Origin of the sequence: Pseudomonas sp. X4, assembly GCF_040784925.1 — a bacterium.
In the GTDB taxonomy this organism is placed as follows: Bacteria; Pseudomonadota; Gammaproteobacteria; order Pseudomonadales; family Pseudomonadaceae; genus Aquipseudomonas; species Aquipseudomonas putida_Z.
In genome coordinates, this window is sequence record NZ_CP160798.1 from 444,039 (window position 1) to 470,993 (window position 26,955).

The 26,955-nt window shown below is 65.9% G+C and carries 20 protein-coding genes; 7 read left to right on the top strand and 13 right to left on the bottom strand.

What is annotated here, in order from left to right; genetic code table 11:
• Positions 1 to 492 precede the first annotated feature (492 nt).
• Positions 493 to 2,157, top strand: coding sequence for an electron transfer flavoprotein-ubiquinone oxidoreductase (locus ABX298_RS01935; protein WP_015271102.1), 1,665 nt, complete (start codon positions 493 to 495; stop codon positions 2,155 to 2,157).
• Positions 2,158 to 2,387: 230 nt separating this feature from the next.
• Here ABX298_RS01935 and ABX298_RS01940 read toward each other — a convergent pair whose 3' ends face one another.
• The 3 genes from ABX298_RS01940 to ABX298_RS01950 all read right to left on the bottom strand — a co-directional run bounded on the left by ABX298_RS01940 (position 2,388) and on the right by ABX298_RS01950 (position 4,910).
• Positions 2,388 to 3,713, bottom strand: a complete 1,326-nt coding sequence (locus ABX298_RS01940; protein WP_367394026.1) for an MFS transporter — start codon at positions 3,711 to 3,713, stop codon at positions 2,388 to 2,390.
• Positions 3,714 to 3,785: 72 nt separating this feature from the next.
• Entirely contained in the window at positions 3,786 to 4,265 is a 480-nt protein-coding gene (locus ABX298_RS01945) for a histidine kinase (protein ID WP_075045851.1), read from the bottom strand.
• 168 nt (positions 4,266 to 4,433) lie between these two features.
• Positions 4,434 to 4,910 (bottom strand): sigma-70 family RNA polymerase sigma factor, encoded by a 477-nt coding sequence (locus ABX298_RS01950; protein WP_025339983.1) that lies wholly within the window; start codon positions 4,908 to 4,910, stop codon positions 4,434 to 4,436.
• Positions 4,911 to 5,155: 245 nt separating this feature from the next.
• Between ABX298_RS01950 and ABX298_RS01955 the strand changes: the two genes are divergently transcribed.
• The 3 genes from ABX298_RS01955 to ABX298_RS01965 are packed head-to-tail and all read left to right on the top strand — an operon-like array spanning position 5,156 to position 9,700.
• Positions 5,156 to 6,328 (top strand): efflux RND transporter periplasmic adaptor subunit, encoded by a 1,173-nt coding sequence (locus ABX298_RS01955; RefSeq protein ID WP_367394027.1) that lies wholly within the window; start codon positions 5,156 to 5,158, stop codon positions 6,326 to 6,328.
• Entirely contained in the window at positions 6,329 to 8,293 is a 1,965-nt protein-coding gene (locus ABX298_RS01960; RefSeq protein ID WP_367394028.1) for a MacB family efflux pump subunit, read from the top strand.
• A 3-nt stretch (positions 8,294 to 8,296) separates the two neighbouring features.
• Positions 8,297 to 9,700, top strand: coding sequence for an efflux transporter outer membrane subunit (locus ABX298_RS01965; protein ID WP_367394029.1), 1,404 nt, complete (start codon positions 8,297 to 8,299; stop codon positions 9,698 to 9,700).
• Positions 9,701 to 9,822: 122 nt separating this feature from the next.
• Here the strand turns inward: ABX298_RS01965 and ABX298_RS01970 are convergent, their stop codons facing one another.
• Entirely contained in the window at positions 9,823 to 11,433 is a 1,611-nt protein-coding gene (locus ABX298_RS01970) for a PvdJ/PvdD/PvdP-like protein (RefSeq protein ID WP_286100251.1), read from the bottom strand.
• Positions 11,434 to 11,745: 312 nt separating this feature from the next.
• Between ABX298_RS01970 and pvdM the strand changes: the two genes are divergently transcribed.
• Positions 11,746 to 13,092 (top strand): pyoverdine-tailoring dipeptidase-like protein PvdM, encoded by a 1,347-nt coding sequence (pvdM, locus tag ABX298_RS01975; protein WP_367394030.1) that lies wholly within the window; start codon positions 11,746 to 11,748, stop codon positions 13,090 to 13,092.
• A gap of 17 nt (positions 13,093 to 13,109) precedes the next feature.
• A complete protein-coding gene (locus ABX298_RS01980; protein WP_367394031.1) occupies positions 13,110 to 14,396 on the top strand; it encodes an aminotransferase class V-fold PLP-dependent enzyme in 1,287 nt (428 codons plus the stop codon).
• A 133-nt stretch (positions 14,397 to 14,529) separates the two neighbouring features.
• Here ABX298_RS01980 and ABX298_RS01985 read toward each other — a convergent pair whose 3' ends face one another.
• Entirely contained in the window at positions 14,530 to 15,498 is a 969-nt protein-coding gene (locus ABX298_RS01985; RefSeq protein ID WP_367394032.1) for an alpha/beta hydrolase, read from the bottom strand.
• Between the two features lie 142 nt (positions 15,499 to 15,640).
• Here ABX298_RS01985 and ABX298_RS01990 point away from each other — a divergent pair, with 142 nt between their 5' ends.
• Complete coding sequence (locus tag ABX298_RS01990; protein WP_286100255.1) at positions 15,641 to 16,762, top strand: cupin-like domain-containing protein; 1,122 nt, start codon at positions 15,641 to 15,643, stop codon at positions 16,760 to 16,762.
• Positions 16,763 to 17,023: 261 nt separating this feature from the next.
• Here ABX298_RS01990 and ABX298_RS01995 read toward each other — a convergent pair whose 3' ends face one another.
• From ABX298_RS01995 to ABX298_RS02030, 8 genes are all read right to left on the bottom strand, one after another.
• Positions 17,024 to 18,415, bottom strand: a complete 1,392-nt coding sequence (locus ABX298_RS01995) for an aspartate aminotransferase family protein (RefSeq protein WP_367394033.1) — start codon at positions 18,413 to 18,415, stop codon at positions 17,024 to 17,026.
• Between the two features lie 217 nt (positions 18,416 to 18,632).
• Positions 18,633 to 19,955 (bottom strand): ATP-binding protein, encoded by a 1,323-nt coding sequence (locus tag ABX298_RS02000; RefSeq protein WP_367394034.1) that lies wholly within the window; start codon positions 19,953 to 19,955, stop codon positions 18,633 to 18,635.
• Entirely contained in the window at positions 19,952 to 20,635 is a 684-nt protein-coding gene (locus ABX298_RS02005) for a response regulator transcription factor (RefSeq protein ID WP_025339994.1), read from the bottom strand. The genes ABX298_RS02000 and ABX298_RS02005 overlap by 4 nt, the downstream gene beginning before the upstream one ends.
• 120 nt (positions 20,636 to 20,755) lie before the next feature.
• Positions 20,756 to 21,319, bottom strand: a complete 564-nt coding sequence (locus ABX298_RS02010) for an NTP transferase domain-containing protein (RefSeq protein ID WP_367394035.1) — start codon at positions 21,317 to 21,319, stop codon at positions 20,756 to 20,758.
• Positions 21,316 to 22,287, bottom strand: a complete 972-nt coding sequence (locus tag ABX298_RS02015) for an XdhC family protein (RefSeq protein WP_367394036.1) — start codon at positions 22,285 to 22,287, stop codon at positions 21,316 to 21,318. Before ABX298_RS02015 ends, ABX298_RS02010 begins: the two co-directional genes overlap by 4 nt.
• A gap of 3 nt (positions 22,288 to 22,290) precedes the next feature.
• Positions 22,291 to 23,502, bottom strand: coding sequence for a cytochrome c (locus ABX298_RS02020; protein ID WP_367394037.1), 1,212 nt, complete (start codon positions 23,500 to 23,502; stop codon positions 22,291 to 22,293).
• 2 nt (positions 23,503 to 23,504) lie between these two features.
• Positions 23,505 to 24,041, bottom strand: coding sequence for a (2Fe-2S)-binding protein (locus ABX298_RS02025; protein ID WP_238066661.1), 537 nt, complete (start codon positions 24,039 to 24,041; stop codon positions 23,505 to 23,507).
• Positions 24,034 to 26,865 (bottom strand): xanthine dehydrogenase family protein molybdopterin-binding subunit, encoded by a 2,832-nt coding sequence (locus tag ABX298_RS02030; RefSeq protein ID WP_075045864.1) that lies wholly within the window; start codon positions 26,863 to 26,865, stop codon positions 24,034 to 24,036. The genes ABX298_RS02025 and ABX298_RS02030 overlap by 8 nt, the downstream gene beginning before the upstream one ends.
• Positions 26,866 to 26,955: the final 90 nt, after the last annotated feature.

Consider the following 26,955-nt stretch of genomic DNA (forward strand, 5'->3'; position numbering starts at 1 on the left):
GGTACAAGGGCACCTCTAAAAACGTACCGGGAGGCGGTAACTTCACAGTGACCGAACAGTCTTGTCCGGACTCTTGCGACAAATACTCACGGGTCATTTTCTGTCGTGGCGTGTAAACTCCACTACAAACCGGCCCAAGGCCGCAAAACCCTGCTCCACACCTGGTCTTTAGAGGTGTACCTGCGCCCGGCTGCAAGCCTACGGCGAACGTAAAACCGCTCGTATCTTGACCGTAACACCCAATCCGGTCAATACGGCAAATCGGTCACCCTCCAGCCGCGTTCCTGTGATTTTACTGGCCTGCGGCAAATTCAAACAAACGTTTGTATTGGACCCGCCAAGTGGTGTAGATATAATGCGCGGCCAAGACAAAACGGTGTAGTCCGTCATTTGCCCAGCTACAGTTCCGCCGTTGCGTAGAACCGCTGCGAATGCCCCGCGCACCCATAAGACAAAGCAACAGCACGAGCCTTGATGAGTAGGAGAGAACCAGTGGAACGCGAATACATGGAATTCGACGTGGTCATCGTCGGCGCCGGCCCGGCGGGCCTGTCCGCCGCCTGCCGCCTGAAGCAGAAGGCCGCCGAAGCCGGTAGCGAAATCAGCGTCTGCGTGGTGGAAAAAGGCTCTGAGGTCGGCGCTCACATCCTCTCCGGCGCGGTGTTCGAACCCCGCGCCCTGAACGAGTTGTTCCCCGACTGGAAAGAGCTCGGCGCGCCGCTGAACACCGAAGTGAAGCGTGACGACATCTACGTGCTCAAGGATGCCGGCAGCTCGACCAAGGTGCCTGACCTGTTCGTGCCCAAGACCATGCACAACCAGGGCAACTACATCATCTCGCTGGGCAACCTGTGCCGCTGGCTGGCCCAGCAGGCCGAGAACCTGGGCGTGGAAGTCTACCCGGGCTTCGCCGCCCAGGAAGCGCTGTTCGATGAAAACGGCGTGGTGCGCGGCATTGTCACCGGCGACATGGGCGTCGACCGCGAAGGCAACCCGAAAGATGGCATGTACACCCCTGGCATGGAGCTGCGTGGCAAGTACACCCTGTTCGCCGAAGGCTGCCGTGGCCATATCGGCAAGCAGCTGATCAAGCGCTTCAACCTGGATAGCGAAGCCGACGTCCAGCACTACGGTATCGGCCTGAAGGAAATCTGGGAAATCGACCCGGCCAAGCACGAGCAGGGCCTGGTGGTGCACACCGCCGGCTGGCCGCTGGACGTGATGGCCAAGGACAACACCGGTGGTTCGTTCCTCTATCACCTGGAAAACAACCAGGTGGTGGTCGGCCTGATCGTCGACCTGTCCTATGCCAACCCGTACCTGTCGCCGTTCGACGAGTTCCAGCGCCTCAAGCACCACCCGGTGATGGCGCAATACCTCGAAGGCGGCAAGCGCATCAGCTACGGTGCCCGTGCCATCTGCAAGGGCGGCTTCAACTCGCTGCCGAAGATGGTCTTCAACGGCGGCGCGCTGATCGGCTGCGACCTGGGCACCCTGAACTTCGCCAAGATCAAGGGCAGCCACACCGCGATGAAGTCCGGCATGCTGGCCGCCGAAGCGGTGGCTGACGCACTGATCGCCGGCAGCGAAGGCGGTGACCAATTGAACGGTTACGTCAGCGCCTTCAAGGCCAGCTGGCTGTACGAGGAGCTGTTCGCCAGCCGCAACTTCGGCCCGGCCATGCACAAGTTCGGCCCGCTGCTGGGCGCGGCGTTCAACTATGTGGACCAGAACTGGTTCGGCGGCAAGCTGCCGTTCACCCTGCACGACACCAAGCCGGACTACGCCTGCCTGAAGCTGGCGGCCGAGTCGCAGAAGATCGACTACCCGAAACCGGACGGCAAGCTCAGCTTCGACAAGCTCAGCTCGGTATTCCTCTCCAGCACCAACCACGAAGAGGAACAACCCTGCCACCTGAAGCTGACCGACCCGAACGTGCCGATCGCCAGCAACCTGCCGCTGTACGACGAGCCGGCCCAGCGCTACTGCCCGGCGGGCGTGTACGAAGTGGTCACTCAGGAAGACGGCAGCAAGCGCTTCCAGATCAACGCGCAGAACTGCGTGCACTGCAAGACCTGCGACATCAAGGACCCGGCCCAGAACATCACCTGGGTCACCCCTGAAGGCGCTGGCGGGCCGAACTACCCGAACATGTAAGGCCCCTGCCCTGCGCTAACAAAAAGCCCCCGGTTCTCACGAGCCGGGGGCTTTTTGTTTTACCTGTACCGGCCTCATCGCCGGCAAGCCAGCTCCCACCTCGACCGCATCGACCTCGAGCCATGCGCTATCCCTGTGGGAGCGACTGCCTTGCTCAAATTCTAAAAGTTGACGCGATCCCCTGTGGGAGCTGGCTTGCCGGCGATGAGGCCAGAACAGACAACAGAAAACTATTTTTCACCACACATTACCGGCATCGGCTCCGCGGCAAACGCCAATGGCTCCCGACGCCCGAAATACAAGGCCGTCAGCAAACCCACCGTACCCATGACCAGACAAAAGCCGACACACACCCACGGGCTCCACGGCATCAGCGCAATCAGCGCCAGCGGTGTGGTGCTGGCCCAAAGCGCGTAGGCCACGTTATAGGTAAAGGAGATGCCCGACACGCGGATCTCGGCCGGGAACAACCCGACCATCACTGACGGCACCACGCCCACCACGCCGCAGGACAGGCCCGCCAGCGCATAGGCCAGCCAGGTCATGCCCCACTGCCCCACCAGGCTGGCATACAACGCGCCGATGCCCACCGGCAGCAACAGGCTGTAGAACATCAGTGCGCGCCAGGCACCTGCACGGTCGACCAGCAGCCCGGCCAGCACGCAGCCGATGTTGAGGAAGACGATGCCCACGCTGCTAAGGGCAAAGGTGTGCCCGGCACTCATGCCGAAGCGCTGCTGCATCACTGTCGGGGTAATCACCACCAGCACCACCACGGCGGAAGTCAGCACGCAGGTCAGCAGCGCCGCCGGGATCAACGCCCGGCGGTGTTCGCCCAGCACCCGCCGCAGCGGGAAGCTCACCGGCTGCTCCTGGCGCGCGCGCAGGGCAAGGAACACCGGTGTTTCGCTGAGCCAACGACGCAGCCACACGCCGATCACGCCGAATACCCCGCCGAGCAGGAACGGGTAGCGCCAGGCGTAGTCGAGGATTTCCTGCGGGGTGAACACTTGTGCCAGCAAGGTCGCGGTCAGTGCCCCCAGCAGATAGCCAAAGGTCAGGCCGGCCTGCAGGAAGCCCAGGGCATAACCGCGCCGCCCGGCTGGCGCGTGCTCGGCGACGAAAGTCCAGGCGCTCGGCACCTCGCCGCCCACCGCCGCGCCCTGCAGGATACGCAGTGCCAGCAGGATCAGCGGCGCGGCATAGCCGATATCGGCGTAGGTCGGCATCACCCCGATCAACAGGCACGGCAGAGCCATCATCAGGATGCTCAGGCTGAAGACCCGCTTGCGCCCCAGGTGGTCGGCGAAGTGCGCCATCAGGATGCCGCCCAGCGGCCGCGCCAGGTAGCCGGTGACGAAGATTCCGAAGCTTTGCAGCAGGCGCAGCCATTCGGGCATCTCGGGCGGGAAGAACAGCTGGCTGAGGGTCAGCGCAAAGAATACGAAGATGATGAAGTCGTAGATTTCCAGCGCGCCGCCCAACGCCGCCAGGCCCAGGGTCCGGTGGTCGCCGCGGCTGAACCGGGGCGGGCGAGCGGTATCGATGGCAGTCATGGCAGGGTCCGCAAATCGGCAAAGGGCAAGAGGATAGCAAATAGCTGCCCCCTTGCCCTGCCCGCTGCGGCTTTAGCGGTTGAACATGGTGTTGACGAAATTGGCCTTCGGCCGTGGCCGCACCGTGGCAGCCGGCATGGCGCCCGGCAGCGGCAGCTTGCCGACCAGCAGCGGCGTATCGATGATCGCCATGAACGCCTCCAGTGCCTCGTTGTCCGGCACCTGGGGCAGGCTCAGGCTGACGGCCTGGCGCTCGGTCTGCGGCACCAAGGGCACTTGCAACTGGGTAGAGTGATAAAGAAGGGCGTGCTGGATCTGCGTGCTGACGCGGCAGAAGCGCGCCAGGTCGACCCCGACATGGCTGGCCAGTTCGATATTGCCCAACAGCAGGTGGAAAGGCTGCAAGGCACTCAGCACCAGGCGCTGCAACTCCTCGAAGCTGTCCACTGGCGCTATCCGGTAGTAGCCCAGGCCGTTGAGCAGCCGCTCCAGTTGCAGGCGCTGGCAGGGGTGTGCGTCGGCGATGAGGATGCGCAGGGTCTTGTTGGCCATGGCGGGACCTGGGCAGTTGGGTAATGGGTAGGCTCCATGACCATACTGCGCCAGTAACGGCTGCTGCCAAGGCTACGCCTGGCAGGGGTCTTCTTTGATAGAAGTCGGGAAAACCGTGGAAATCAAGTGATCGACTGACGGAATTTTCATCTGCATTCAACCCGGCGATCAGGATTCCCACTCGCGCATGCGCACCCGGCAGTGCTTCATGGCATTGACGATGTGCTTCTCCACCAGACTGCGGGAAATACCCAGGTGCTCGGCAATCTGCTGGTGTGACAGGCCTTCGAGCTTGCGCAGCAGGAAGCAGTCGCGGCAGACCTTGCTCAGCTCATCCAGCGCGCGCTGCATCAGTGCCAGGCGCTGGTCGAGCTGCATGTCGTGGGTCGGCGCCGGGGTATGCCAGCGCTCGTCGCTGTCCAGCACCTCCAGCGGCTCGGCCTGGCGTACCTGATGCCGCCGGTGGCGGTCGACCACCAGGTTGAGCGCGGTGCGGTAAAGGAAGGCGCGCGGGTGCTCGATGCGCTCGGCGTCGGTGCGCTCCAGCACCCGCAGGTAGGCATCGTGCGCCACGTCTTCGGCGGCCTGACGATTGCCCAGGCGCGCGGAAAGGAAGCCCACCAGTTCGCGATAGTAATGTTCCACGACGTTACCTGAGATCGTCCTGCCAGCCTATGCCAGAAAGCCCTTTCAGGCAGCAACGCGGGACCGAGTGATGTCAGCGTGCGATCTTACAAATTATAATTATTCTCAGCAACAAGGGTATGTCTTGGGAGGTTTCACAGGCGCCACAACCCTGTCGCCATGCACCTGTCAGCCCCTGCCCAACATTCGCTAAATCCCCTTCTGCCGCTTTCGTCTATCTGGCACCCCCTCGGCTGGATGTCTGCATGAGACCTTTAACCAACACCCGTCGCCGGCTCCTGCTCAGCGGCCTGGGCCTGCTCGGCCTGGGCTGCCTGCTGGCCTGGAAGGCCCTGCCCTACGGCGCACAGCCGCTCAGCACGGTTGCCGTGACCCGCGCCGACATCGAAAGCAGCGTCACCGCACTGGGCACCCTGCAACCAAGGCGCTACGTGGACGTCGGTGCCCAGGCGTCGGGGCAGATCCACACCCTGCATGTGGAGGTTGGCGACACGGTACGCAAAGGCCAGCTGCTGGTCGAGATCGACCCTTCGACCCAGCAGGCCCGGCTGGATGCCGGCCGCTACTCGATCGACAACCTCAAGGCCCAGCTGGCAGAACAACGCGCACAGTTCCAACTGGCCCGACAGCAGCTCAAACGCCAACGGGACCTGGCCGCCGCCGGAGCCACCCGCGACGAGGACGTGCAAACGGCCGCCGCACAGCTGAAGGTCACCCAGGCGCGCATCGACATGTTCCAGGCGCAGATCCGCCAGGCCCAGGCCAGCCTGCGCAGCGACGAGGCCGAGCTGGGCTACACGCGCATCTACGCGCCGATGGACGGCACGGTAGTGGCGGTGGATGCCCGTGAGGGGCAAACCCTCAATGCCCAACAGCAAACCCCGTTGATCCTGCGTATCGCCAAACTCTCGCCGATGACCGTGTGGGCCCAGGTATCGGAGGCCGACATCGGTAAGGTCACCCCCGGCATGACCGCCTACTTCACCACCCTGGCCGGCGGCAAGCGCCGCTGGACCAGCACCGTGCGGCAAGTGCTGCCGATCCCGCCCAAGCCCCTGGAGCAGGCCAGCCAGGGTGGCGGCAGCCCGGCCAGCGTCAGCAATGGCAGTGCCGGCAGCCAGGTGGTGCAGTACAGCGTGCTGCTGGATGTCGACAACCCGGACGGCGCGCTGATGGCCGAGATGACCACGCAGGTGTTCTTTGTCGCAGGCAGAGCCAGCCAGGTGCTGACCGTACCTCTGGCCGCGCTGGACGACGGCGATGGCCTGCGCCTGGCGCATGTGCTGACCCGCGACGGCAAGGTGGAACAGCGCCAGGTGCGCACCGGCCTCAGCGACCGCCTGCGCGTGCAGGTGCTGGACGGCCTCAACGAAGGCGAACGCCTGGTGATCGGCGCCCCTGGCGTCAGCGGAGGTTGAATGAGCACACCCCTGATCGAGCTGGTCGACATCCGTAAATCCTACGGCGGCGTCGAAACGCCCAAGGTCGATATCCTCCATGGCATCAGCCTGCGCATCCATCCCGGCGAGTTCGTCGCCATCGTCGGCGCCTCCGGCTCCGGCAAGTCGACCTTGATGAATATCCTCGGCTGCCTCGACCGCCCCACTTCCGGCAGCTACCGCTTCGCCGGCAAGGATGTGGCCGAACTGGGCAGCGACGAACTGGCCTGGCTGCGCCGCGAGGCGTTCGGCTTCGTGTTCCAGGGCTACCACCTGATCCCCTCGGGCTCGGCCCAGGAAAACGTCGAAATGCCGGCCATCTATGCCGGCCTCGCCGCCAACGAACGCCACGCCCGTGCCAGCGCCCTGCTCGGCCGCCTGGGCCTGGCCAGCCGCACCGGCAACCGCCCGCACCAGTTGTCTGGCGGCCAGCAACAACGGGTGTCGATTGCCCGGGCGTTGATGAATGGCGGCCATATCATCCTCGCCGACGAACCCACCGGCGCCCTCGACAGCCACAGCGGCACCGAAGTGATGGCGTTGCTCGACGAGCTGGCCAGCCAGGGCCACGTGATCATCCTGATCACCCATGACCGCAACGTCGCGGCGCGGGCGCAGCGCGTGATCGAAATTCGCGACGGCCTGATCATCAGCGATTCGGCCGCCGAAAAGCCCACGGTCGACAACGGCCGCGGGCTGCAGGCCGACCAGCTGCGCCAGCGCCTGGACCGTGGCGCGACCTTGCACGGGGCGTGGAAAGGCGAATTGCTCGAAGCCCTGCAGGCGGCTTGGCGGGTGATGTGGGTCAACCGCTTCCGCACCGCCCTGACCCTGCTGGGCATCGTCATCGGCGTGGCCTCGGTGGTGGTGATGCTGGCAGTGGGCGAAGGCAGCAAGCGCCAGGTCATGGCGCAGATGGCAGCCTTCGGCTCGAACATCCTCTACCTGAACGGCAAGCCGGCGAGCCTGGGCGAGCAGGCCGGCACCATCACCCTCGACGATGTCGCTGCCATCGGCCAACTGCCGCAGGTCAAGCACGTGATGCCGGTGATCGGCGAAAAGATGATGGTGCGCCACGGCAACAACAGCCAGCGGTTCTATGTGGGTGGCAACAACACCGGGTTCCCCGAGATTTTCAACTGGCCGGCGGTGCAAGGCAGCTTCTACACCGAGGCCGATGAAGCCAACGCTGCCGCGGTGGCGGTGATCGGCCAGAAAGTGCGGGAAAAGATGCTCGACCCTGGGCGCGACCCGCTGGGGCAGTACCTGCTGATCGGCAATGTGCCGTTCCAGGTGGTCGGCATCCTGGCCGGCAAGGGCGCCAGCTCTGGCGACCAGGACAGCGACGGGCGCATCGTGGTGCCCTACTCCGCCGCAGCCATCCGCCTGTTCGGCCAGCGCGACCCGGACTACATCGCCGTTGCCGCCCTGGACTCCACGCGGGTCAACGAGGCCGAAGCGGCCATCGACAAGCTGCTGCGCCAGCGCCACAACGGCCGCCAGGACTTCGAGCTGACCAATGACGCGGCGCTGATCCAGGCCGAGGCGCGCACGCAGAACAGCCTGTCGCTGATGCTGGGGGCGATCGCCGCGATCTCGCTGCTGGTGGGCGGCATCGGCGTGATGAACATCATGTTGATGACGGTGCGCGAGCGCACCCGTGAAATCGGCATCCGCATGGCCACTGGTGCGCGCCAGCGCGACATCCTGCGGCAATTCCTCAGCGAGGCGGTGATGCTGTCGATGGTCGGCGGCCTGGCCGGCATCGTCCTGGCCCTGGCCATCGGTGGCGGCCTGATGCTGGCCGAAGTGGCGGTGGCCTTTGCCCTGCCCGCCATGCTCGGCGCCTTCGCCTGCGCCGTCGTCACCGGCATCGTGTTCGGCTTCATGCCAGCGCGCAAGGCCGCCCGCCTCGACCCGGTCAAAGCCCTTACCAGCGAATAACCCATGACTCTGCCCAGCCGCATCAGCCTGTTGACCTTATGCGTATGCCTCGCCGCCTGCAGCACGCCGCCAACACCCGCCAGCGGCATCGCCGCGCCATCCGCCTGGCAAGGCGAGGCCGCATCACCCTCGGCCCAACTGCCAACGACACAGTGGTGGCAAGCCTTCGCCAGCAGCGAGCTCGACCGCCTGGTACAGCACGCCCTGCACAATGCCCATGACCTGGCTGCCGCCACGGCGCGGGTACGCCAGGCCCAGGCCCGCGCGGTCATTGCCGGCGCGCCGCTGTTGCCGGAGTTGAAGCTGGGCCTGGACGGCAGCCGCCAACGCCTGCTGCACGGTGACGGCTATGACCAGCTGGATGTCAGCCGCAGCGAACCCACCAGCACCTCGTTCGACATGCAGCTCAGCGCCAGCTACGAAATCGACTTCTGGGGCGGCCTGCGGGCGACCCGTGACAGCGCCCTGCGCAGCCTGGATGCCAGCCGCTTCGACCGCCAGACCGTGGCGCTGACCCTGGTCAGCGCAGTAGCCGACAGTTACCTGCAGGGCCTGGCTTTGCAGGAACAGTTGCGCATTGCCCGCCTCAACCTGCGCAATGCCCAGGACGTGCTGGGCCTGGTCGAGGCACGCCAGCGCAGCGGGTCCGCCACGCGCCTGGAACTGGCCCAGCAGCGCAGCCTGGTGGCCGCGCAGCAACGCCAGCTGCCGTTACTGGAACAGAAGTGGCAAGACAGCCGGGTCACCCTGGCGACCCTGCTCGGCGACCCGGTGCAGGCGCTACCCACCAGCCAGGACGCGATCAACACCCTGCAATGGCCCGCCATTGGCAGCGGTGTGCCCAGCGAGCTGCTCACCCGCCGCCCGGACATTGCCGCGGCAGAAGCACGGCTGGCCGCTGCCAGCGCCAACGTGCAGGTCGCCCGCGCCGCCATGCTGCCCAAGCTCACCCTCGGGGCCAACCTGGGAGCTGGCGCCAATACCTTTGCCCATTTGTTCGACAGCTCCTACTACACCCTCACCAGCGGCCTGGTCGCGCCGATCTTCAACAACGGCCGGCTGCGTGCCGCGCGTGAACTGGCCGAGGCTGAACAGATGGAGTTGCTGGAGACCTACCGCAGCAGCATCCTGGCCGCTTTTGCCGATGTCGAGAAAGCGCTCAATGCGATCCAGGGCGTGGACCGCCAGCGGCAGTGGCAGGATGAAGAGGTGGTGCAGGCGCGGTTGGCGTTCGATCTAGCGCAGCAGCGTTATGGCGCGGGAGCGGAGACGCTGTTGAGCGTGCTGGAGACGCAGCGCACCTTGTATGTGGCGCAGGACCAGCAGGCACAACTGCGCCTGGCCCGGTTGCAGGGTAGCGTGGCGTTGTACAAGGCATTGGGGGGTGGCTGGGTGGTCAGCCAGTAAGGTCCGCCTGTACCGGCCCTATCGCCGGCAAGCCAGCTCCCACAGGTACAGCGCATGTCTTGAACCCGGCGCAGACCCTGTGGGAGCCGGCTTGCCGGCGATAGGGCCGGTACAGGCAGCGACTAGTTCCGCACCTTCAGGTTGCGCGCATACCACGGCCGCTGCGGTACCTTGGGCCGCAGTTTGTCGAGCAGGTCTTCATCGCTGTAGATGATGCGCAAGGCCAGTTTCATGGTCTCCGGGTCCATTTCTACACTGCGCCCGGGCCGCAAACCCGGCACCGTCGAGCAGCCATGGGTATCCGGCCCCAGCCACGGGTCGGCCACCTCCACCCAGCGCCCTGGCGCAAACCATGGCACGCCATTGACTTCCAGGCGCCGTACCTCACCCGGGTGCAGCCGCTCATGAGCGTGGAACCAGTCCTCGATGCGGTCGTCGATCCAGCCATGAAAGTGCCAGAACACCGGGTTCACATGGGATGAAAACGGGTCACCGAGAAAATCGTTCTGTTCAGCGAACCAGCGTTCGGCAAAATCATCCGGCGTGCGCGCCGTCGGCACCGGCATGCCGTTGGAGGGGTCGCGCGGCACCGATGCCCAGCGCATGTGCAGCCAGTCGTGCAGGCCCAGCTCCACTTCCGAACCGAACTGGCCCAGGGTCAAGGTGCTCAGGTACTCCGGGTCAGTGTAGCGTGACTCCCAGACCAGGAAGTTGCCATGGAAGGTATCCGGCGTCTTGATGTCGCGCACCCACTGGGTGTAATCCGCATCACCGCTGGCCAGCCAGGTGGGCGGCAGGGCATTGCCGTCATGGTTGTCGAAGTAGCGGGCGAATCCGGCCCGGTCGCGCTCCAGTTCCGGCTGCGGCAGCGGGAAGCGCGTCCATGACGGCAGGTCCTGCAAGGCACGCGCCCTGCCAAGCATGTGCCGGTGCATGAAGAAAAAGTCTTCGCCCGAGCCGTTGCGGTCCTTGTGCCGGCCCCGCGCGTCACGCTCGCGATCACGGGGCCCGGGCTGCCAGCCCAGGCCACGCAGGGCGCCCTGCTTGTCCTTGCCCAGTTTGTGCCATTTGTCCCGCGACGAGTGCCACAGCTGGTGGAACAGGCGATGCTCCGGGGCGGTCAGCCAGGCCAGCAGTTGCGGGTTCAGCGGGATACGCTCGCGCGCCTCGGGGAAGGTGCGCTTCAAGGCCAGGAACTGGTTGTCCTCCACGGGCAATGTCAGCGCGCGGTCCAGGCGTGCAATGCGCCCGTTGAGGGTCGCCGGCCCGGCGTTGCCGAACCGGCCCCAGACCTCGTCGAGCACGATATGGCATTCATAGCGGGCCTGGGCCGAAAACAGGCGCCAGCGCAGGGTACCCGGCTTGTCCGCCAACAGGTCGCCTACCACGCGGTAGCGCGGTTCCTCCTGCCCTCGCAGGCGCTCGGGGGTATCCAGGTAGCCGCGCAGGGCGCGCCCGCTGGTTGCCACATCCAGGAACAGCTCCAGTTCACCCGTGGGCAGGCCGTCCAGGCCCGCATCCTTGCCCTGCAGGGTCCAGCGCCAGATGCCGCGCAGGGTATCGCCTAACTGCTGCAGGCGGGTATCGGCCAACTCGACGACGGCCTCGCCAGGGGTTTCCGGGAACTCCTCGGCGGCACGCTGGCGCTGCACATACAGCGCCCCCAGCGCACCGGGCACCACCACACCCGTCAATGCCACACCGGCGATGAAACCGCGTCGGGAAATCGTCATTGCATACCTGTGCATTCATTGCGGCCATGGAGCACGGCCCGTCCAAGGCTAGAACGTTGCACGGCAGGCGAAATTTAGCGGCGCTCCGGCTGCATCCGGGGCTGCTGCGCAGCCCAATCGCCGGCAAGCCGGCTCCCACAGGGATTGCACATGGCTTGAGGCCAATGCGCTCGAGGTGGGAGCTGGCTTGCCGGCGATTGGGCCGCATGGCGGCCCCCGACAGGCGCTAAATTTCCCGGGTGCGAGCTCGTTCACTGCAGGTAGCGGCGGCCTCTGTGCCCATCCCTCGACGGTGAACCTACTGAGACCAAGATGACGACTCCACGCTGGAAGAAAGCCCTGTTTATCAGCCTGGCCGCGGCGGTTGCCGCTGGCGCCGGGTTTGCCGCCTGGCATTACTTCGCCACACCCGCCGGCTATTCCAGGGAGGTGACCCGCCAGGCCAACGACCTGCAGGAACGCATCATCTCGTTCGACAGCCATGTCACCCTGCCGCTGACCTTCGGCACCGAAGGCAGCGAGGCCGACAAGGATGGCAATGGCCGCTTCGACCTGGCCAAGGCCGCACGCGGGCGTTTGTCTGGCGCGGCCCTGACCATCTTCGCCTGGCCAGAGTCCTGGACCGGTGACGGTAGCCCGCACCGCCCTACCCCAGGCTTCGTCGAAGCCGCCCGCCACACCCAGGAGGTGCGCTACAACGCCATCACCGCCATGGTCCGCGATTTCCCGCAGCAGGTGGGTATTGCCTATACCCCGCAAGACATGCGGCGCCTGCACGGCGAAGGCAAGTTCGCGGTGTTCCTCAGCATGCTCAACGCCTATGCGCTGGGCGATGACATCGACCAGCTCGACCGCTGGGCCGCGCGCGGCGTGCGCATGTTCGGCTTCAGCTATGTGGGCAACAACAGTTGGGCCGACTCTTCGCGCCCGCTGCCGTTCTTCAATGACACCGCCGATGCCCTGGACGGCCTGTCGCCGCTCGGCAAGCGCGCCGTGCAGCGGCTGAACGACCTGGGCGTGATCATCGATGTGTCGCAAATGTCCAGCAAGGCGCTGGCCCAGGCCGTTGCCCTCAGCCGCGCGCCGGTGGTGGCCTCGCACTCGGCGCCACGGGCGATGGTCGACATCAGGCGCAACCTCTCCGACAAGGAGCTGCAGCTGATCAAGGACAGCGGCGGCGTGGTCCAGCTGGTGGCCTTCTCCACCTACCTCAAGCCCTTGAGCAGCAAGACCCAGGACAAACTCAACGCCCTGCGCGCCCGCTACGACCTGCCGCCACTGGCCAACCTCGACTACGCACTGATGCCAGGTGACCCGGTGATCGCCGGCTGGCCCGAGCAGAAGGTCGGCCAGTACGCCAACGCGCTGTACGGCATTCTCGAGGAGGAACCGCCGGCCACGCTCAAGGACTATGGCGACGCCATCGACTACACAGTGCGCAAGGTCGGCATCGACCATGTCGGCCTGAGTTCGGACTTCAACGAAGGCGGCGGCATCGACGGTTGGCAGAACGCCAGTGAAGCACGCAACGTCACCGCCGAACTGATCAGCCGCGGCTACTCCGAAGCGGATATCGCCAAGCTCTGGGGCGGCAACTTCCTGCGGGTGTGGGAGCAGGTGCAGCGCGCCGCGCAACCTGTCGCCACCTCATCCCCCTGACCCTTGCGAGCCAATTGATGAACGATCGTCGCACCTTTCTCAAACAGGCCGGCCTGCTTGCGGCCGCCCTGCCCCTCACAAGCCCACTGCTGCCTGACGCCCGAGCGGCGGCTGCGCAGCCTGCCACCGCCAGCGACTGGGCCGGGTTTCGCAACCTGTTCGAGCTGGACCCGGCGTACGCGCACTTTGCCAACTTCCTGATCACCTCGCACCCACGGCCCGTGCGCGAAGCCATCGAGGCGCTGCGTGCCCGCTTCGACCGCCACCCGGCCCGCATGGTCGACTGGGACAGCCAGTCGGAATGGAAGCACGAAGCCGCCGTGCGTGAATGGGCGGCCCGCTACCTCGAAGTGACGCCCCGGCAAATCGCCCTGACCGGCAGCACCACCGAAGGCCTGGGGCTGATCTATGGCGGGCTGAAGATTGCCCCGGGGCAGGAAATTCTCACCACCGTGCACGAGCATTCGGCCGCCCGCCATACCATGGGCTTTCGCAACAAGCGCGATGGCACACCGGTGCACCGGTTGCGCCTGTTCGACGACCCCGCCAAGGTCAACAGCGACCAGGTACTGGCCACCATCGCGTCGGCCATCGGGCCGAAAACACGGGTACTGGGCATGACCTGGGTGCACTCGGGCAGTGGCGTGAAACTGCCCGTGGGCGAGATCGGCGCGCTGGTGCGCGAGGTCAATCGCCAGCGTGACGAGCAGGACCAGATCATCTACGTGATCGACGGTGTGCATGGCTTCGGCGTCGAAGACATGCGCTTTGCCGATCTCAACTGCGACTACTTCATCGCCGGCACGCACAAGTGGATGTTCGGGCCGCGGGGTACCGGGATCATCTGCGCGGCGTCCACCGAACTGAAGCAGCTGAACCCGACCATTGCCACGTTTTCCGAGAACGAGGATTTTGCCACGGTGATGACGCCCGGGGGTTACCACGCGTTCGAGCACCGCTGGGCATTGGGCAAGGCGTTCGAGCTGCACCTGCAGTTGGGCAAGGCGGCGGTGCAGGCGCGGATTCATGGGCTTAATGGCTATCTCAGACAGCGGCTTGAGGCGCTGCCGGGGGTCGAGTTGGTGACACCGCGCAGCACGCAGTATTCGGCGGGGTTCACCTTCTTCCGGGTCACGGGGCAGGATGCTGACGAGGTGGCCCGGTATCTCAACAGCCAGCGCATCGTGGTCGATGCGGTTTCGCGGGATGTCGGGCCGGTGGTGCGGACGGCGCCTGGGCTGTTGAATACCGAGGCGGAGATCGAGCGATTGACGGATATTCTGAAGCGCTACCTGCGCGCTTGAGGGTTGCCTGTACCGGCCCTATCGCCGGCAAGCCGGCTCCCACAGGTACTGCACATGGCTTGAAGTCGGTGCGGTCAGGGTGGGAGCTGGCTTGCCGGCGAAAGGGGCGCAACGCGCCCCCAGCGAGCTCAAGTCAGGACTGGCCGCCGACCCACTTCAACCACTCCCCGACATCCCGGTAAATCCCCTCCACCTGCCCCACGATCCCCGACATGCGCAAGAAGTCATGGGTCAACCCCTCCACCCGGGCAAAAGTCACCGCCGTCCCACCCGCCACCAGCCAGTCACGATAGGCCATGCCCTCATCATGCAACGGGTCATACTCGGCCACGAACAGGCAAGCCGGCGCCAATGGCTCGCGCAGCGTCGACAGCAACGGCGACACCCGCCAGTCCAGGCGCTGCTCGCACTGCGGCACATAATGTTGGTAGAACCACTCCAGCGTGGGCGTCTCCAGCAGGTACCCCTCGGCATGCTCGCGATGGGACTCACGCCAGCAGGAGATATCGGTCACCGGGTAGAACAGCAACTGTGCCAGCGGCTTGAACGCCAGCGCCTCGGGCTGCTCCACCGCCGTAATGGCCAGCACCGCCGCCAGGCTGGCGCCCACGCTGTCCCCTGCCAGCACCACCCGGCGGTTGTCCAGGCCCAGCGAGGCCGCCTGCTCAGCCAGCCAGTTGGCGGCGTCCAGCACATCGTGCAGGGCTTTCGGGAACTGCTGCTCCGGCGCCAGCCGGTAGTCCGCCGCCAGCACCGCGAACTCGCCCAGGGCCGCCAGGCGACGGCACACCGAGTCATGCGAATCAAGGCTGCCGACCACATAGCCGCCGCCATGCAGGTACAGGATCACTGGCTGCAAGGCAGCACCAGCATCGCCCTGGCGGTACAGACGAGCAGCCAGGCGGGCACCGTCGCGCGCGGTAATCTGCAACTCGCTGGCCGTGACGTTGCCGGGCGGGCTCGGGTCGAGTACCTGCGAGCTGCCTTCGAACTCGGCACGGGCCTGGGCCACGTCCATCGCGTGCATGGGCAGGCTCCTGCCCGTCAGCCGGCCAAATTCGACCAGTTCCAGAAATGCCGCCAGATCAGGGTGCAGTGCCATGTGGGTTCCTTGGGTGAACAATGTGACTCGAGCCTCCCTACCGGACGTAGCAGCACGCCGAAAAATTACCCGCCCACACGGCTAAATCGTTGGTGCAGGCACTCGTTATCCCAGCACAACGAAAGACCGCCAGAGGCATACCGTGGACCTTCAGAGCATCCTCAGCAAACTGTTCGCCAACGCCCATGCCGTCGGCATCGAAGGCGTTTTCCAGTTCGTCTTCGGCCAGGACCGGGCCTTCTGGTCGGAGGTGCGCGACAGCAGCCGCACCGGTGCCGGCCGGCACAGAGCCCCGGACGTCACCATCGAGGTGGCCGAGCGTGACTTCCTCGGCATCATGGGCGGCACCGCCAACGTCGAAGAACTGTTCGCCAGCGCCCGCCTGAAGATCAGCGGCAACATGGGCCTGGCCACCCTGCTGCCGCAGATCATCAGCAACGCCCGGCGCGGCGCGCCGGCGACCAAGGTGTCGATGAACCAACGCTACCCGACACCGGCACGCCTCAGCGAACGGGTGTCGGCCGCGCAATCGGTGCAGCGCGAGGTGGCACGCATTGCCCGCGCCGACATGCCGCTGGCGCGCTTCCAGGGCGAATACCTGGCGCACGGGACGCCGGTGGTCATCAGCGATGCCCTGCAGGACTGGCCGCTGTTCACCATGGGCCGCGAAGCTTCGCTGGAGCATTTCGCCGAACTGCAGGGCATCACCCGGCACGGCGACTACGTGAAGAAGACCTTCTCCACCGACCGCGACTTCCGTTCCACTTCCATGGCCGACTTCATCGCCTCGCTGGACACCCCTGCCAAACCCGGCGAAACCCCGGCCTACATGGGCAACAACATAGTGCCGGAAAAGCTGCTGACGCTGATTCGCTACCCGCAGTACTTCGCCCGCGAGAAGTTCATTGCGCCGCGCATCTGGATCGGCCCCAAGGGCACACTGACGCCACTGCACCGCGACGACACCGACAACCTGTTCGCACAGGTATGGGGGCAGAAGTCGTTCATCCTTGCCGCGCCGCACCATCGCCCCGCCCTGGGTACTTGGTCGACCAGCCCCAAGGGCGGCCTGGACGGCTGCGACTTCAACCCCGACGCCCCGGACTACCAGCGTTTCCCGGCGGCGCGCGAGGTGCCGTTCCTGCGCGTGGTACTGCAGGCCGGTGACCTGTTGTTCCTGCCCGAAGGGTGGTTCCACCAGGTGGAGTCTGTGACCACCTCGCTGTCTGTGAACTTCTGGGTGAATTCCGGGCGCGGTTGGTAGCCGGGATTACCAGGGGGGGCGCTTTGCGCCCCTATCGCCGGCAAGCCAGCTCCCACAGGGACTGCGCCGACCGGAAGACTTGCGCTGTACCTGTGGGAGCCGGCTTGCCGGCGATAGGGACTGCGCCGACCGGAAGGCTTGCGCTGTACCTGTGGGAGCCGGCTTGCCGGCGATAGGGACTGCGCCGACCGGAAGGCTTGCGCTGTACCTGTGGGAGCTGGCTTGCCGGCGATAGGGCCGCGCAGCGGCCCCGGCAATCGATCAGACCGCCGCGATCAACGCCTCGGCAAAGCGCTGCGCGACCTCATCGATCTGCTCGCCACTGATGATCAACGGCGGCAGGAAGCGCACCACCGCCCCATGCCGCCCACCGAGTTCCAGGATCAGCCCGCGCTTGAGGCACTCGCGCTGCACCTTCGCCGCCAATTCACGGTTGGCCGCCGGATGCCCAAGCGCATCTCGCTGGCCTTGCGGGTCCACCAGCTCCACCCCAAGCATCAGGCCACGCCCGCGAATATCACCCAACTGCGGATAATCCCGCTGCAACTGCTGCAGGTGCTGGCGCAGGCGCTGGCCCATGGCCTCGGCATGCTCTGCCAGGCGATGCTCGACCAGGTAATCGATCACCGCCGAACCCGCCGCCATTGCCATCTGGTTACCACGGAAAGTGCCGGCGTGGGCGCCCGGTTTCCAGGTGTCCAGCCAGTCGCGGTACACCACCACCGCCAGCGGCAGGCTGCCGCCAATGGCCTTGGACAAGGTGACCGCGTCCGGGATGATGCCGGCATGCTCGAAGGCGAACATGCGCCCGGTGCGGGCGAAACCGCTCTGGATCTCATCGACGATCAACGCCACGCCGGCCTGCTCGGTGATACGGCGTACCCCCTTGAGCCACTCGATATCGGCCGGAATCACCCCGCCCTCGCCCTGCACCACCTCGAGGATCACCGCCGCCGGCAGCGGCACGCCGCTTTCCGGGTCGAGCAGCAGGGTTTCCAGGTAATGCAGGTTGGCCCTGACCCCGGCTTCGCCGCCCAAACCGAACGGGCAACGGTAGTCGTAGGGGTACGGCATGAACTGCACACCGTTGCCGAGCAAGGCACCCAGCGGCTGCTTCGGCCCATGGCTGCCCATCAGGCTCAGCGCACCCTGGCTCATGCCATGGTAGGCACCATGGAAAGCCAGTACGGTGCTGCGGCCGGTGGCGCTGCGCACCAGTTTCAGCGCTGCTTCCACCGCATCGGTACCGGTCGGGCCGCAGAACTGGACCTTGGCCTCACGGCGCAACGCCTCGGGCAGCACACCGAACAGGTCCTGGACGAAGCGGTCCTTGACCGGCGTGGTCAGGTCCAGGGTGTGCAACGGCAGCTCATCGGCCAGTACCCGCTGGATCGCCTCGACCACCACCGGGTGGTTGTGGCCCAGCGCCAGGGTGCCGGCGCCGGCCAGGCAGTCGATGAACTGGCGGCCTTCGACATCCTCCACATGGATGCCACGGGCGCGCTTGAGTGCCAGCGGGATGCGCCGCGGGTAGCTGCGGGCGTTGGACTCCTGTTGCTGCTGGCGTTGCAGCAAGGGTGAATCGGTGAACTCGTACAAGGCACGCGGCGCGCTGGCCGGCGGGACCTGGGCAAGGCAGGAAGCGGTGGACATGGGTGAATCCTCGCAAGCAAGCGAAAGTGCGGGTGTTCGTCGCTTGGGAAACGCTTGAGTGCGGGGAGGATTTAGCGGTTGCTGTGGGATTTTTGAAAGCAGGCCCGGCCTCTTCGCGGGTAAACCCGCTCCCACAGGATTGGCACAGATCTCAGGGTTGATGCAGTACCTGTGGGAGCGGGTTTACCCGCGAAGAGGCCGGCACAGGCAATAAAAATCAATGCCCCGAGCGCGCCGGCACTTGCAACAACACCCGCAACCCATCACTGCGGCTGTCGAACTTCAGGCTACCGGCACAACGCTGCACGATCGCCTGCACGATCGCCAGCCCCAGCCCGCATCCACCACTCTGCCCGTTACGCCAGAAGCGCTCGGTCAGGTGTTCCAGGTCCGCCTCGGCAATCCCCGGCCCATGGTCCCGCACCATGAAGCCCACCTGGCCGTCAGCCATCTGCACCTCAAGCTCCACCGCCTCGTCGCCGCCATGGCGCAAGGCGTTGTCCAGCAGGTTGCGCAGCGCCGCCACCGCCAACGGCGCAGGCATGCCCAGGTAGATCTGCGTAGCGGCTTCAGGCAAGCGCAGCACGATGCGCCGGTTGTCACCGCCGCCGGCATCCTGCACCGCCTGCCGGGCCACCTGCTCGGCGCTGCACTGCACGCCATCCTCGAACGACAGGCTGCCCTCCACCCGCGCCAGCATCAACAACTGCTCCAGCGTGCGGTGCATGCGGTCGGCGCCCTGCTCGGCATGTTCCAGCGCCTGCTCGCGCACGGCGCCATCGGTCATCCGCGCCACCTGCAGGTGGGTCTTGATCGCCGTCAGCGGGCTGCGCAGTTCATGCGCGGCATCGTCGGTCAGGCGCCGCTCACGCTCGATGGTTTGGGCAATACGCAGGAACAGCTGGTTCTGGGTTTCCAGCAACGGTAGCAGTTCGCTGGGCATACCCGCCACCTGCAGCGGCTCGACGCTGTCCGCGCGCCGGCGGCGCAGGGCATCGCGCATGCGGTTGAGCGGCTCCAGGCCCTTGCCCAGGCCGATCCACAACAACCCCAGGCTGCCAAGCAGGGCCATCAGCACCGGCGCCGAGGCTGCCAGCAGGATCGACTGGTTCAGCGCCTCGCGCTCCATGTGCCGGTCGGCGGTGGTGATACGCACATCGCCATGGTTGTAGGTGAAGGTGCGCCACAGCGCGTCGTCGATGGTCTGGTCACGGAAACCGCTGCGTTCATCGTCCATGACGCCATCGTGCTTGTGGTTGCTGGCGAGAATCTCGCCACGCAGCGAGCTGACCTGGCAGGCCATGCCGTCCGGCACGCTGAACTGGTCGGCGGAAAAGTGCGCCTCCCCGCCCTTGGCGGTCAGCGGCTGCGGCAGCTGGTCGATCAGCCCGGCGACCATGCGCGCCGAAGCCACCAGGCGCTGGTCGAGGGAGAACATCATCTGCTGGCGCAGGTCGCGCAGCATCCACGCGGCGGCCAGCGCCCAGATGATCACGAAGGCGCTGCCCAGGATCAGGCTCAGGCGTACCCGCAGGCTCATGATGCGGCCTCCTCCGGCGCCTGCGCCGGGCCCAGCCGGTAGCCCAGGCCGCGCACGGTCTCGACGATGCCGTTGCCCAGCTTGCGCCGCAGATGGTGGATATGCACGTTCAGGGCATTGCTCTCGACTTCGTCGCTGAAGCCGTACACGCAGTCTTTGAGCTGCTCGCCGGACAGCACCCGCCCGGGGTTCTGCAGCAGCGCCTGGAGCAATGCCTGTTCACGCCGGGACAGGTCGACCGGCTGGCCGGCCAAGGTTGCCTCGCAGCTGCTCGGGTCGTAGCGCAGCGGGCCGTGTTCGATCACATTCACCGCCCGCCCGGCCACCCGCCGCAGCAGGGTGTGCAGGCGAGCAGCCAGCTCGCGCAGGTCGAACGGCTTGAGCAGGTAATCGTCGGCACCGGCCTGCAGGCCATCGACCCGGTCGGTGACCGCATCACGGGCAGTGAGCACCAGCACTGGCAGCGTCTCGCCTTTCTCGCGCAGGCGGCGCAACAGCTTCAGGCCGTCTTCGTCGGGCAGGCCAAGGTCGAGGATCATCACGTCGAACTGCGCGGCCTGCAGCATCGCCCGTGCATCGGCGGCGTTGCCCACACGGTCCACGGTCAGGCCCTGGGCGGTAAGGCCGGCGCAGATGCCGGCGGCGATCAGGTCGTCGTCCTCACAGAGCAGAACGTGCATGGCGGGGCTCCCGGAATGGTGTGGCTGGCATTGCACCTTGGGCAGATTAAGGGGGGATTATGGACCTTTTGTGGGGTGGATTGGGGTGTTCGTCTTGGGTGCGATGGCCAACATCTGGGCCTAAATCAACCCCTGCGGCGTATCTACATCCAGCAACACCCCAGCATCCTCCACTTCAACCACCACGCAACAATCCCGATGCGCTTGCACCACCGACCGGGCCCCTTCATCCCCGGCAAGCTGCCCCAGCGCCGGCCAGAAGTCGCGACCGAAGACCACCGGGTGCCCCTGCTGCCCCGCATGGCGCGGCAACACGATAGTCGAGGCGGTGGCCGCCTCGGCCAACCGACGCAAGGTTACCGATTCGATCCAAGGCATATCACCCAGCAAGATCGCCACCGCCTGCGCCTGGCTGTCACCCAACGACCTGGCGCCGGCAGCCAGGCTATGCCCCATCCCTGACGCCGCATCCGGGCTGGCGATAACCCGGCAATCGGCAGGCAGGGCAAAATCCTCGCTCCACTCGCCCGCGCGCAAAACCACGCGCACATCATCGAACACCGCTTGGGCCCGCTCCACACTATGCGCCAGCAGGCTGCGACCATCAGCCAAGGTCGCCCGGCGCTTGTCTGAACCGAAACGCGTGCCGCGGCCTGCCGCCAGCACCAGCGCAACCACGCTCACAGCGCGCCCCGCTCGATGCCGTTGCGCACCCGCAGAATGTCGGCCAGCACCGCCAAAGCGATCTCGGCCGGGGTCTTGCTGCCCAGGTTGAGGCCGATCGGGGCGTGGATGCGGCCCAGTTCGACCTCGCCCAGGCCACCGACCCGCCGCAGGCGTTCGCGGCGCTTGTCGGAGGTCACCCGGGAGCCCATCACACCGATATAGAACGCCTCGGTGCGCACCGCTTCGAGCATCGCCAGGTCATCGATCTTCGGGTCGTGGGTCAGCGCCACCACGGCGGTGTCGGCATGGCAACCGCCATGGGCGATGAACTCTGACGGCAGCTCGCGACGCACTTCGATGCCATCCAGCCGCACGCCGTCGAGCACTTCGTCACGGGGCTCGCAGAGGATGACCTCGAAGCCCATGCCCTTGCCGAACTCAGCACAGAAATGCGCGACGCTGGAATACCCGGCCAACAGCAGACGCTGGGCGGCCCCCACACGCAAGCGTACACAGGCACTTTCACGCTGCACACGCGGCCCCTGGCTGTGGTCATCGGCAAGCAGGCGCCTGCCCTCGGGCAGGCTCACTTCACGCAGCACGCGGCGCTGGCCCTGCAATGCGCTTTCCAGCTCACGCAGGTGCGCTTGCACGTCACAGTCGGCCGGCAGGTTCTCCACCAGCACTTCCAGCACGCCGCCACAGGGCAGGCGGATGCTCGAACGCGAGTCGCTGCCATCGCCATAACGCACGATGGCCACTGGCTCGGGAAACTCCCCCCGGCCCACGCGCTCGAGAAAGTCGTCTTCGACGCAGCCACCGGACAGCGAACCCAGCCACTGCCCGCTGGCGTTCACCGCCAGCAGCGAGCCCGGCGCACGGGGCGCCGAGCCATAGGTGGCGAGCACCGTGCACAACCACACCCGCTGACCGCCGCACGACCACTGCAACGCCTGGCGGACCACCTGTAGATCGAGATGCTGCACCCTTTACTCCGCCTTCAGCTCGGCGAGCTGCTGTACGCTCAGGTCACCGGGCAATCCACCCCAAGCCTGGCGCAGGTAGTTGACCATATCCGCCACCTGCTGGTCATCGAGCTTGTCGGCAAAGCCCGGCATCGGCTGCATGCGCTCGAAGCCGGTGAACTGCTGCTCACGGATGCCTTCGAGGATCACCTTGACCAGGTTGCGCGAGTCGGCCTGGCGCAGCACCGTGTTGCCGCGCATGGCCACGGCGATGTGCGGCTTGCCCTCGCCGTCCACCCCATGGCAGCCCGCGCAGACATTCAGGTATTGCTGGCGGCCGCGCTTGGCGCTGTCGCTCATCTGCTCCAGCGCCACCGCCTGGATGGTCTTGGCCGGCGGTGGCTGGTCGCCCAGCAGGTAGGTGGCCATGGCCGCCAGGTCGGCATCCTCCAGGTGCTGGGTGCTGTGGTGCACCACCGGGAACATTTCGTTGAACACGCTGCCCTGGGCGCTGATGCCATGCTTGAGGAAGGTGGTCAGGTCCGGCTGGGTCCAGCCGCGCTCGGCGAGGTCCTGGGCCAGCAGGCTCGGGGCCAGGTAGCCACCCAGCAGGCCGCCGCTCAGGCGCTGGTCTTGCTGCAACGCACCGATCGGGTTGCGCGGGGTATGGCACTCGCCGCAATGGCCCATGACTTCGACCATGTACTGCCCACGCTGCCAGGCCGGGCTTTTGCCCTCGGTCGGCTGCAGTTGAACGCTTTTACCGTACAGCATGTTCCAGCCGCTCAGCCCCTGGCGCACGTTGAACGGAAAGCGCAACGCAGTCTGCGGTGCCGGGCGGTTGATTGGCGGCACGGTCATCAGGTAGGCGAGGATCGCGTCCGAATCTTCGCGCTTGATCAGGTGGTACGAGGTGTACGGCATCGCCGGGTAGAGGTTGGCGCCGTCCTTGCGCTTGCCCTCGGTTACCGCGGCGAAGAATTCGTCAGCGCTGTAGTTGCCGATGCCGTACTGCTTGTCCGGGGTGATGTTGCTGCCGTAAATGGTGCCGAACGGCGAATGGATCGGCAGGCCGCCAGCATACGGCGCGCCGCCTTCGGCGGTGTGGCAGGCCATGCAGTCGGCCGCGCGGGCCAGGTATTCACCGCGCTTGACCTGCGCCTGGTCGGCTGCCTGGGCAAGCGAGGTAAAGGCAAGGCCGAGAGCCAGCGCCAGTGCGCTACGAACAAGACCCATGCTCAACCCTCCTTGACCAGGCCGAGGTCGTTGAGCACCGTGCGGGTGGCGTCGTAGTAACGCACGTAGCCGGTGCAACGGCAGATGTGGTGGCCCAGGCTCGCCTCGATGCGGTCTTCCACCTCGCTCTTCTTCAACGGCTGGCGCTGGGCGGTTTCCACCAGCACCGTGGCGGCATTGACGAAGCCCGGCGCGCAGTAGCTGCACTGGAAGGCGAACAGGTCGACGAACTTCTGCTGGATCGGGTTCAGCGTGAGGTTGCCGGCCTCGTCCTGGCTGGCATGGCCCTCGATGGTGCGGACCTTCTTGCCCTCGAAGTAATGCGCGCCGGTAATGCAGGTGCGCACCTCCTCGCTGGTGCCGTCGGGGTTGTCGACGATCACCACGCAGGCGTGGCAGATACCCTGGCCGCAGCCCAGGCGCGAGCCGGTGAGGTTCTGGTGTTCGTGCAGGTAGTCGATCATCGCCAGGTCGTCGGGGACCTCGACCGGGCCGACCGGTTGACCGTTGAGGGTCAGTTGCAGTGGACGGTTAGCCATTGAGGGCCTCCTTGATACGGGCTGGGGTGATGGGGAGATCGCGAACGCGCTTGCCGATGGCATGCGCGACGGCATTGCCGATGGCACCGACGACCGGGATCATCACCACTTCGGCGATGCCCTTGGACGGGTCGGTCGGTGACAGCGGCGGGAGGATTTCGCTGGTCTGCTGCCACACCGCCACATCGCGCGCATGCGGCAGGCGGTAGCGGTTGAAGTTCCAGTCGCCCTCCCCGGGCCCGCCCTCGTACAACGGCATTTCTTCGGTCAAGGCATGGCCGATGCCCATGGCGATACCGCCCTCGAGCTGGCCCTTGACCAGTTCCGGCACCAGCACCCGGCCGCACTCGACCCAGCTGTGGTGGTTGAGCACCTGCACTTCGTGAGTGCCCTTGTTCACCTTGACTTCGACAATGGTCGCCACCGGGCTGTAGTAGGTGACCATGGCGTTGTTCAGCTGGGTGTCGGGGTAGGCGGCGTTCTGCCGGTCGAGCAGGTGGTAGCCGTGGCTGCTCATCTGCGCCTTCTTGGCGTTCACCGCGCCATCGCCGTACTTCACCGCCACCGCGTCGAGCGGGAAGCGTTCGCGCACGCCGTCGATGACGAAGTCGGCCTCGGCCCAGCTCCAGCGGTTGAAACCGTGCACGCTGACGCCAGTGACCAGGCCCATGTCATGGGCCTTTTGTGCCAGCTGGGCGAACGGGATCGGTGACAGGCCGTTGCCGGTCAGCTCGCCGTTGACCCATACCGCATTCTCGCGGCGCACCACCAGCGGGTTGGCCTGGCCGCCGTACGGGCCCTGGCGCCAGATGGCCATGGCCGCCGGCCACAGACCGTGGTTGAACAGCACGCGTGCCGCTTCGCGGGTGGCATGGCTGAAGTAGAAGGCCGAGTTGGTCGCCGACGACGGCGAAGCAAGCTTGCCGACCCAGCGCGGGTTGCGCAGCGCGGCGTCCTGCTCGGGCTGGCTGATCAGGTACGGGTTGCCGCTGGTGGTCAGCTGCAGCTCCGGCCATTCGGTGACCGCGGTCTTCACCTCGTCGGCCGAGCGGCCAAGGAAATCGCTGACCACCAGGGCCTGGGAGGTGGACATGCCGGTACCCAGCTCGGTGCCGATGTGGCGCAGGCTGATGCGCCCATCGCGGCTGAATTCGATGCTGGCCATGGGGGCTTCGGAGCCGGTGCCGAAGTCTTTCTGGCAGATGGCAAAGCCCACGCCATACCAGTGGTCCGGGTCCTTGGCGTCCATCTGCTGCTTGCGCGCGTCGCGGTTGCGCCACCAGTCGTGCACGGCGGCCTTGTCGAGAATCTCGTACAGGCGCAGGGCGCCGGCCGGGACCGCGCCCTGGGTGTTCTTCATGCCCGACTTCAGCGCGTTGGCGCGGCGCAGGTCGATGGCATCGACGCCCAGGCGCCCTGCGATCTCATCCACCATCATTTCGGTGGCGGCCATGGTCTGCAGGGTGCCGTAGCCGCGCATGGAGCCGGCCTCGACGCCACGGGAATGATAGGCAGTGACCGACAGGTCGTTCTGCGGCATGTAGTAGATCGACTGCGCCGCCGTGGCCCCCACCGCTGCCACCGACGGGCTGTAGTTGATACGCCCGCCGCCGTCGCAGCTCATGTCGGCGCGGAAGATCTTGAAGCTGTTGTCCTTCTTGTCCACCGCCAACTGGTAGCGGATATCGAAGGCATGGCGCTTGATGCCGCTCTGGAACTGCTCGTAGCGGTCGTTGGCCAGGCGGATCGGCACACCGGCGCCATACAGCGCGGCCACGGCGGCGTAGAAGACGAAGATGTTGTTGTCTTTCGAGCCGTAGCCCACGGTATAGCCCGGGTGCATGTTCAGCGTGTTCAGGGCGAAGCGCGACGGCTTGATCATGTGCACGCATTCCTGCGCCACTTCGAACGGGCACTGGGTTGCGACCACGAAGTGCAGCGTGCCGCTGGCCGGGTCGTACCAGCCGTTGCCGTTGTCCGGCTCCAGGGCGGCCGGCTCGATGGACGGCGTCTTGTAGCGCTCGTCGAACACCAGCCAGTCCTCGGGTGGGTTATCCAGCTGCTCGGCCATGCGCTTGGCGTAGAACAGGCCCTGCTCGGTCAGGTCGCCATGCTGGTTGGGCTGCTTCGACCACACCGGCTTGCGGTTGAGGATGGTGGGGAACAGCATGGAATTCTTCAGGCTGGAAAATTCATCGTCGTCGAACGGCGTGGCACCGCCCACGCGCACGAAGCGGAAGCTGCCGTAGGGGTCGCGCTGGTACAGCGGCGCCTGGGCGCCATAGCGGATCGCCTGGTCGTTGAACTGCAGCTTGCGCTTGGCCTGGCGGAAGCGCTCGAAGTCGTGCCAGATCAGGATCGCCACCGGGTGGCCGATGAACATCGGTACCTTGCCGGGCGGCAGCAGCGGGTCGGGCGAGTGGGCCTCGGGCCAGGCGATGCCATCCTTTTCCAGGTCGGCAGCGGTGACGATGCGGTCCGGCTGCAGGTCAGCGCCAAGCAGGCTGAGGTCATGGCCGGCATAGATACGGTCGGCCTTGGTCGCCTTGAGCAGCAGCGCATGCCCCTGCTGCGCGGGCCAGCCGGGCATGTCCTTGGCACGGATGTCGCGGGCGAACACCTTGTCGCCGCACACCTTGGACAAGGCGTCATTACGGAAACGCGCCTTGCCGTCATGGTTCATCCACTTCTGCGGCGAGGTGGTGACGCGTTCCTCCATCAGCGCGGCGAATGCCTGGCTGCCGAGCGGCGCCATGGTCACGCCGACACCAGCGATCAGGCCGCCTTGCAGGAAGGCGCGCCGGGAAATATCACGGTTGGACATGCTTGATCCTCTGGGCAGCAGGGGGACTGCCCTTTTTTTGATTCTGGTACTAGCCTGAAAAGCTGACCTGTACGTCAACTTTACAGCAAT

Coding starts and splice junctions, on each gene's coding strand:
- ABX298_RS01940 (WP_367394026.1), bottom strand. CDS start 3,713: ATGACTGCCATCGATACCGCTCGCCCGCCCCGGTTCAGCCGCGGCGAC.
- ABX298_RS01945 (WP_075045851.1), bottom strand. CDS start 4,265: ATGGCCAACAAGACCCTGCGCATCCTCATCGCCGACGCACACCCCTGC.
- ABX298_RS01955 (WP_367394027.1), top strand. CDS start 5,156: ATGAGACCTTTAACCAACACCCGTCGCCGGCTCCTGCTCAGCGGCCTG.
- ABX298_RS01960 (WP_367394028.1), top strand. CDS start 6,329: ATGAGCACACCCCTGATCGAGCTGGTCGACATCCGTAAATCCTACGGC.
- ABX298_RS01965 (WP_367394029.1), top strand. CDS start 8,297: ATGACTCTGCCCAGCCGCATCAGCCTGTTGACCTTATGCGTATGCCTC.
- ABX298_RS01970 (WP_286100251.1), bottom strand. CDS start 11,433: ATGACGATTTCCCGACGCGGTTTCATCGCCGGTGTGGCATTGACGGGT.
- pvdM (WP_367394030.1), top strand. CDS start 11,746: ATGACGACTCCACGCTGGAAGAAAGCCCTGTTTATCAGCCTGGCCGCG.
- ABX298_RS01980 (WP_367394031.1), top strand. CDS start 13,110: ATGAACGATCGTCGCACCTTTCTCAAACAGGCCGGCCTGCTTGCGGCC.
- ABX298_RS01985 (WP_367394032.1), bottom strand. CDS start 15,498: ATGGCACTGCACCCTGATCTGGCGGCATTTCTGGAACTGGTCGAATTT.
- ABX298_RS01995 (WP_367394033.1), bottom strand. CDS start 18,415: ATGTCCACCGCTTCCTGCCTTGCCCAGGTCCCGCCGGCCAGCGCGCCG.
- ABX298_RS02000 (WP_367394034.1), bottom strand. CDS start 19,955: ATGAGCCTGCGGGTACGCCTGAGCCTGATCCTGGGCAGCGCCTTCGTG.
- ABX298_RS02005 (WP_025339994.1), bottom strand. CDS start 20,635: ATGCACGTTCTGCTCTGTGAGGACGACGACCTGATCGCCGCCGGCATC.
- ABX298_RS02020 (WP_367394037.1), bottom strand. CDS start 23,502: ATGGGTCTTGTTCGTAGCGCACTGGCGCTGGCTCTCGGCCTTGCCTTT.
- ABX298_RS02025 (WP_238066661.1), bottom strand. CDS start 24,041: ATGGCTAACCGTCCACTGCAACTGACCCTCAACGGTCAACCGGTCGGC.
- ABX298_RS02030 (WP_075045864.1), bottom strand. CDS start 26,865: ATGTCCAACCGTGATATTTCCCGGCGCGCCTTCCTGCAAGGCGGCCTG.